Source organism: Pseudomonas sp. H3_E04, from assembly GCF_054668915.1.
This window is the reverse complement of sequence record NZ_CP162797.1, coordinates 4,544,448-4,550,961: the sequence shown is the minus strand read 5'-3', so window position 1 is coordinate 4,550,961 and position 6,514 is coordinate 4,544,448. Positions and strand designations below refer to the sequence as shown.

Genomic DNA, 6,514 nt, shown 5'->3' with positions numbered 1-6,514 from the left:
CAGCGGTGACGATTTAATCGTCGCCCCGCATACTGACGCGCAGTTGGCTATGCTGCTGACAGCATGACGCTGTTCATTTGTGAGGGATGCTCAATGTTTTACGTGCAACGCGATGCGCAGGGCCAGTTGATTCGCGTGGAAGCTGCGGCGTACGCCGAGGCCACGGAAACGCTGCCCGCCGACAACCATGAGATTCAGGCGTGGTACGCCAACGAAGCCGTGGAAAACAGCCTCAAACAGCTCAAGCAGAGCGACTTTGAAATGATTCGGGTACTCGACGACCTGATTCAGGTGCTGACCCAGAAAGGCGTGATCCGCGTCACCGACCTGCCGGCGGCGGCCCAGGCCAAACTGATGGACCGCACCCAGGCGCGTGAAGCGCTGGGCGGGTTGAGCCAGTTGATCGATGAGGATGAGGGCGGGTTGATCTGATCCTGGATCTTCACCAACTGGACTGGCCCTTTCGCGAGCAGGTTCGCTCCCACACTGGAATGCATTTCAAATGTGGGAGCGAGCCTGCTCGCGAAGGCGGCATCACTGAAGACAAGTTACTTCCAGGGCTTCGGCTCACCGAGCAACTGCCCCTGCACGCCATACAAGCCCATCTCGCGAATCACTGACAACTCGCCTTCAGTCTCGACCCGTTCGGCAATCAGCGGCAGATCGATGCTGTGCGCGGCGCGCTGGATCGCTTCGATGAACAGGCGCTTGTCGCTCTCCTGATCGATCGCGCGGATGTAGCTGCCGTCGATTTTCAAATACGCCAGGCCCAACCGCGCCAGGTTGCCGATCATGCTGAAGCGCCCGCCGAAGCGCTGCAGACTCAGCGAGAAGCCAAGCTCGCGCAGGCGTCGGGTCAACTGCTCCAGCACCGCCTGTTCAGGCAATTGCTCCTCGCCGATCTCCAGAGTCAGACGCGCGCCGAGATTGGAATGCGCGCGCAAAATTTCGAAGACTTTGTTCAACGCCTGCGGGTCGGCCAGCGTTGCTGAGGACAGGTTCAGCGCCAGTGAATCCTCGTGCCCTTTCATCTGTTCCAGCACGCGTTCGAGCATCAGCCGGTCAAGCCGCGCGGTCCAGCCGAAGCGCTCCAGCCACGGCAGGAAACGTCCGGCGGGAATGGTCTGGCCCTGCTCGTCGAGCAGACGCGACAGCACCTTGTAATGCAGCACCAGTTGCGTGTCCTGCGCCGCAACCACCGGCTGGAAATACAACTCGAAACGCTGCTGACTCAAGGCCTGATCCAGCAGTCGATGCCAAGCGTGATGGTCGTCACCGACCTCCGCCACCAGACTCTGATCGATGCACGCCCAATTCTGCTCACCCTGCCCTTCGGCCTGTGCGAGCGCCTGATCGCCCAGTGTCAGCACCGCTTGCGGGGAGTCACCGTGGGCAAACGGCGCCAGCCCGATCGAAGCCACCGCCGGCACATCGGTCGCGCCAGTGGCATGCAGGCTGCTCAAGGCGTTGTCGAGATTCTGCGCCAACTGCAACGCTTCCTCGCGCACCAGCCCGGGGGCGAGCACAGCGAATTCACCGCCGCGTATACGCGTGACCAGATCCTGGGTCTGTGGATATCTGGCGCACTCGCGGGTCAGTTGCTCACCGACGGCCTTGAGCAACTGGTCGGTACGCTGGCCGCCGAGTCGCTGGTTGAGCCCGGCGAGGTCCTTGACCCGCAACAGCAGCAGGTAACCGGAACTGGCCTGCTCCGGGTTGCTCACGCGGTTGTTCAATTGCATTTCGAAATAGCGGCGGTTGGCCAGGCCGGTGAGGTTGTCCTGATAGGACTCGGTACGCAATTTTTCGCTGCGCTCGGCCTGCTCCTGGAACAGCGTCTTGAGCTTCTCGACCATCTGATTCATCGCCTGCACCACGCGACGCAATTCAGGCGTGCGCGGCAGGTCCGGCAGGCTGAGAAACTCGCGGCGGGCAATCGCATGGGACTGCTGGACCATGTAATCGAGGGGCTTCAACTGCCGACGCAGCAACAGCGCGCCGAGCACCGCACTCAGTGCGCCGCAGATCAGCAACCAGCCAAGGCTACCCAGCGCGCTCTGCCACAGCTTGGCCACGGCGAACATCGGATGGCTGACGACCTCGACCCGAGCCGCCTGCTCCCAGCCACGGCTGACCAGCGCATCGCCACCCGCCGGCTCCAGGCCGATCAGTTTGACGAACCAATCCGGCACGTTGCTCACCGCCGGGGTACCGCTGCGCTCGACGATGGTCTGCTCGGTCTTCACGTCGACCACCCGGATGCTTGCGTAATAGCCGCTGTCGAAAATCGAACTGACCAGCAGCTCGACCATCGCCGGGTCGTCGATATTCGGCGTCAGCGACAACGCCAGCGCCGTCGCCGCGTCCTGCGCGTGGGAGCGCAACTGGTTGACGTACTGGGTGCGCGAGCTCTCCAGGCTGACCATGAAGCTGCCGGTGAAGGCCACGACCAGGAACAGACAGATAGCGATCAACAGCTGTTTGAACAAAGACATCTGAGCGCGTGCTCCTAGTTAGTCGTCTCGACCGGAAAACCTTCGGCCTGCATTTTTTTCAGCACATCCTGCCAGCGCGACAGGCGTTTGGTGTCGCCGACCTTTTTGTTGCCCTTGGCGCCGGGCAAATACAGGCCTTCGGCATTGAAAGAGTAGACCGGCAGCAAATCGGTCCGCTGCGCCGCCGGCTGGATCGGATCGATCAGGCTGTCGAGCACCAGCGGCATGGCATCGGGGGTCGCATAGTACGTCAACACCATGTGCGCGCGGTTCTGGCGCAGCGCCTTGACGTAGGTGATGCGCAGCTTGTCACTGGATACTCCGAGATGGCGCAGGCTGAAATACTTGGCGATGGCATAGTCTTCGCAGTCACCGGCGCCCTTCCACAGCGCTTCGACCGGGGTTTCCCAATAATCCACTTCGCGCCACAGATCGATGTCTTCGACGTAGCGCACCTGCTTGTTGAAAAACAGGTTCACCACTTTGAGCTTGTCCATCTCACTGGCCTGCTTCTGCGTCGCCAGCAGATTCTGCCAGGCGTCGATGCGCTGCTGCCCGGCGCCCAGCGGCCCATAAAGAGCCGTGGCCTTGCGGCTGATCGCGGAAAAATCCCAATCGGCGTGCAGACCGCCCAGCATGACGCCGGCCAGCAGCAATGTGCAGCCAAGCCAGCGCAGGGTCCGAGGGATCGCGAAACGTACCGCCACTGCAGGTTTCCAGAAGGACAGAAAGGAAGCGTTTGATGGTGAAGCTTAGCCCGGCAAAAAACAATGGCACCGTGAGATCATCGAAGACCCGCTAGACTTGAGATTGCCGCGTAACGTTTTACAAGGTTTGACAACCTGTAGAGCAATCACTAGTGTCATTTGGATCCAAATATTGCGACCTACAGGGTGTGTTGTCGTGACTCAGAAGCCCAAACCGCTGCACAGCATCAAAGTCGAAGGACCGATTCCTGCGCATTTGGCCCGGTCGGTGATTGAAGAAACCCTGCGCTCGGCCATTCTCGATGGACGCCTGCCCTGTGGCACTGCGCTGCGCCAGCAGGATCTGGCCGATCTGTTCGGGGTCAGCCGCATGCCGGTGCGCGAAGCCTTGCGCCAGCTCGAAGCGCAGGAGCTGCTTAGCGTCACCACGCACAAAGGGGCCGTGGTCGCCCCGCTGATTCAGGGTGATGCCGCTGAAACCTACGAGTTGCGCATTCTGCTCGAATCCGAGGCATTACGGCAGTCCATTCCGCTGCTGACTGAGGCCGAGCATCAACTCGCCGCTGGCTACATCGACGAACTGGAAGCGCAACACGACTACAACGAAATCGGCCGCCTCAACCGTCTGTTCCACATGGCCTTGTACAGCAAGGCGCCCAATCAGCGACTGCTGCGCCTGGTGGAGGACGGCTTGAACGAAGAAGAACGTTTTCTGCGTTTCAATCTGGAAGCGATGGGCCTGGGCAAACTGTCTCAGGACGACCACCGTGCCATGCTTCAGGCCGTGATCGAGCGGGACATCCCGCGCTCGCTCGAAATGCTGGAGCAGCACCTCAACCGTGGCGTTGAAGTCATCACCCGCTACCTCGCGACTCCCGCCGCACAGAAGCGTCACACCGCACGCTGATATCTTGTACGTCGAATAATCCCCTTACAAATCTGCGCGACCGCTCTGCTGCCGGCCCTGGCAGCGGATCGGCGTGCCCGCTGGTGCCCGCCCCGGCCCCGCCGACGCATTTCTGCTGCCCGCCGATGACCAATCGGTAATAGCCGTGACGGCAATTTACCCGCACTCTTCAAGCGCCAACCCTATAGAACGGGGACGCGCCGCCCTGACGGCACAGTCCCCGCAACAGGAACCTACGGAAGGAGCCTTGTCACGGGAAACAGGAAGTCATGGCGCCGGTCCCGGCCAACTTTCGTCCCCCTATGAATTCAGTAAATCCCCTTAGTTGAAAGTTGCTTCGAGTGAGGCATTCACTCTTGTTTATCAATTTTGGCCGTTATTAGCCGAAAGGAGTAACTACGCCTGAATAAAACTTGCCTGGAAAGTTTTATCGGCAACTCTCATATTCAAAAAACAGCCAACTTAAAATAATTGAAAATAAACTTGTTAATTGCTTTTGCCCTGTATTAGTTTTCTCTCGCCAGGTTTGAACTTCTCCGTTCAGCGCGGCATACCTGAAACACCATCGGCAGTAACCGTGGCGCCGCAATGGAGCCACATCGCAATCAAGTTTCGCCCGACCAACTTGCTATCGAACTAGTTCGACCGCTTACAGCAACTGAAAGAACCGTGCACTTCATATCACTGATAAAGGACATCATGATGCCCACTAAGCAGCAACTCGCCCTGAAGAAAGCCGAACTGAGTATTCACCCGATCTTTTCCGAGATTACTTCGTTATCGGTATTACGCCGTTTCATGGAAACCCATGTATTTGCCGTATGGGACTTCATGTCGCTGACCAAGCGCCTGCAACAGGAACTGACCTGCACGCGTTTACCCTGGTTGCCGCCGCGCGATCCTCACGCCGCTCGGCTGATCAACGAGATCGTGCTGGGCGAGGAATCGGATGATCGCCTCGATGCCGGCCACTACAGCCACTTCGAGTTGTACCTGGATGCGATGCGCGAGATCGGCGCGAGTACCACGGCGGTGGAGCGTTTCGTCACGTTGCAGCAGGAAGGCGTGAGCTACGACGTCGCGTTGCAGAGCATCGATGTCGACCCGGCAGCCGCACAGTTTGTCCGCGATACCTTGCGCATTGCCCTGGAGGCGCCGGGACACAGCGTTGCCGCCGCGTTCCTGCACGGTCGCGAGAGCGTCATTCCGACGATGTTCCAGCGCATCCTCGATGACTGGGGCATCGGCATCGAACAGGCACCGACCTTTCGCTACTACCTGCAACGGCATATCGAAGTCGACTCTGAAGACCATGGCCCCGCCGCCGAACAGCTGCTGGAGCGTCTGGTCGATGGCGATCCGCAGCGCGCAGCTGAAGTCTATGCCAGCGCCATCGCCGCCGTGGAAAGCCGCATCGCCCTGTGGGACGGCCTGCGCTTGAGCATGGGCGCAAAAGTTGCCGAGGTGGCCCAATGAACGCCGCCGACTATCAATCCTTCGCTGATGCCTGGGAAAGCCGCGCGACCATCCGCACTCGTCCGCGCCGGGTGCTCGAAGACGATCAGCGCCTGATCTACCCGCTCAGCCGCCAGGCGCTGGTGCTCAGCGAAACCTTCCTGCGTGAATGCCCGCAACAACGTGATTTCGCCCTGGTGCAGACGTTGTACAAATTCATCAACGACGTAGTGATTTTCGAGACCGAAATCGTCGACAAGACCGCGCGCAGCATCGCCAAGAATCGCTTTGCCGTGGCGTTCCCGTTCGCCTGTCGCTACGACGCGATGACCGTAGTGGTCGATGAGGATTACCACGCGCTGGTGGCCATGGACTTCATGCAGCAAACGGTCGCGCTGACCGGTATCGAGCCGATTCAGTTGCCTGACGAAATCGAACTGAGCCGGGCGATCCCCGCTGCCGTCGCGCTGGCCCCGGAACACCTGCGCAGCGCGGTGGAATTGATCTGCGTGGCGATCGCCGAAAACACCGTGACCGGTGATGTCGCCGCGTTCGCCCGCGACGATTCGGTCAAGCCGTCGATCAAAGGCCTGATGGCCGACCACTTGCTCGACGAGGGTCGCCACTCGAGTTTCTGGGCGCGGATGGTGCGCATCTATTGGCACACCGCCAGCGACACGGACCGCGAAACCATCGCGCAGATTCTGCCGGTGTTCATCGGCCATTACCTGACCAACGACATCCAGAAGTCCTTCGATTTGCGCTTGATCGACGCACTGCCGGTCAGCGACACCACGCGCCATTCACTGCGCGAAGAAATCGCCGGACTGGCCTTCCCGATCAATCGCCACCACCCGCTGGTGGGCAACATCGTCAGGTTTTTCCACAACAGCTCGCTGCTCGACACACCGTCCGTGCAGGACGCCCTGCGCGACTATCTGGTTTGAGGA

Annotated in this window: 6 protein-coding genes; 4 read left to right on the top strand and 2 right to left on the bottom strand. The window is 60.0% G+C overall.

Annotation, left to right across the window (positions count from 1 at the left end; translation table 11 throughout):
• The first annotated feature begins 93 nt into the window (after nucleotides 1–93).
• Nucleotides 94–432, top strand: coding sequence for a hypothetical protein (locus tag AB4N53_RS20640; RefSeq protein ID WP_016772279.1), 339 nt, complete (start codon nucleotides 94–96; stop codon nucleotides 430–432).
• 116 nt (nucleotides 433–548) lie between these two features.
• Here the strand turns inward: AB4N53_RS20640 and lapD are convergent, their stop codons facing one another.
• Together lapD and lapG are read right to left on the bottom strand one after the other, a co-directional pair.
• Complete coding sequence (gene lapD / locus AB4N53_RS20635; RefSeq protein ID WP_341638306.1) at nucleotides 549–2,495, bottom strand: cyclic di-GMP receptor LapD; 1,947 nt, start codon at nucleotides 2,493–2,495, stop codon at nucleotides 549–551.
• A gap of 14 nt (nucleotides 2,496–2,509) precedes the next feature.
• A complete protein-coding gene (gene lapG / locus AB4N53_RS20630) occupies nucleotides 2,510–3,202 on the bottom strand; it encodes a cysteine protease LapG (protein ID WP_460122702.1) in 693 nt (230 codons plus the stop codon).
• 196 nt (nucleotides 3,203–3,398) lie between these two features.
• Between lapG and AB4N53_RS20625 the strand changes: the two genes are divergently transcribed.
• The 3 genes from AB4N53_RS20625 (at nucleotide 3,399) to AB4N53_RS20615 (ending at nucleotide 6,511) form a co-directional block, all read left to right on the top strand.
• Complete coding sequence (locus tag AB4N53_RS20625; RefSeq protein ID WP_071174000.1) at nucleotides 3,399–4,109, top strand: GntR family transcriptional regulator; 711 nt, start codon at nucleotides 3,399–3,401, stop codon at nucleotides 4,107–4,109.
• 699 nt (nucleotides 4,110–4,808) lie between these two features.
• Entirely contained in the window at nucleotides 4,809–5,585 is a 777-nt protein-coding gene (locus AB4N53_RS20620; RefSeq protein ID WP_460122700.1) for a DUF3050 domain-containing protein, read from the top strand.
• A complete protein-coding gene (locus AB4N53_RS20615) occupies nucleotides 5,582–6,511 on the top strand; it encodes a diiron oxygenase (protein ID WP_460122698.1) in 930 nt (309 codons plus the stop codon). The genes AB4N53_RS20620 and AB4N53_RS20615 overlap by 4 nt, the downstream gene beginning before the upstream one ends.
• Nucleotides 6,512–6,514: the final 3 nt, after the last annotated feature.